The following is a 476-nucleotide window of genomic DNA, read 5'->3' as shown; positions in this document are numbered from 1 at the left end:
ACCCACAATCGAACCGTAGGCGCTACGCACGCCCCCACCGACCCGCACAGGCGCCGCAGGCATCCGCACCCGCACCCCCACCCGCACCACACGAGACCGGAGACCGACCGTGCACGACGACCTCATCGCACAGGCCAAGACCTGGCTCGCCGAGGACCCCGACCCGGACACCCGCGACGAACTGGCCAAGCTCCTGGAGGCCGGCGACCTCACCGACCTCGCCGACCGCTTCGACGGCACGCTCCAGTTCGGCACCGCGGGCCTCCGCGGCGAACTCGGCGCCGGCCCCAACCGCATGAACCGCTCGGTCGTCATCCGCGCGGCCGCCGGCCTCGCCGCGTACCTCAAGAAGCACGGCACCCCCCACGGCGACGACGCCGGCCTGGTCGTCATCGGCTACGACGCCCGCCACAAGTCCGCCGACTTCGCCCGCGACACCGCCGCCGTCATGACCGGCGCCGGCCTCAGAGCGGCGG

At 73.7% G+C, this 476-nt stretch carries 1 pseudogene; it reads left to right on the top strand.

Annotated features, from left to right (window positions below):
• Positions 1 to 109: 109 nt before the first annotated feature.
• A pseudogene (locus tag GRC12_RS45005) lies at positions 110 to 476 on the top strand (phospho-sugar mutase); the annotation flags it as partial.

Origin of the sequence: Streptomyces griseorubiginosus, assembly GCF_017614965.1 — a bacterium.
GTDB lineage: Bacteria > Actinomycetota > Actinomycetes > Streptomycetales > Streptomycetaceae > Streptomyces > Streptomyces griseorubiginosus_B.
Note: the sequence above shows the minus strand (reverse complement) of the source record. Positions and strands in the feature narration are given on the sequence as shown.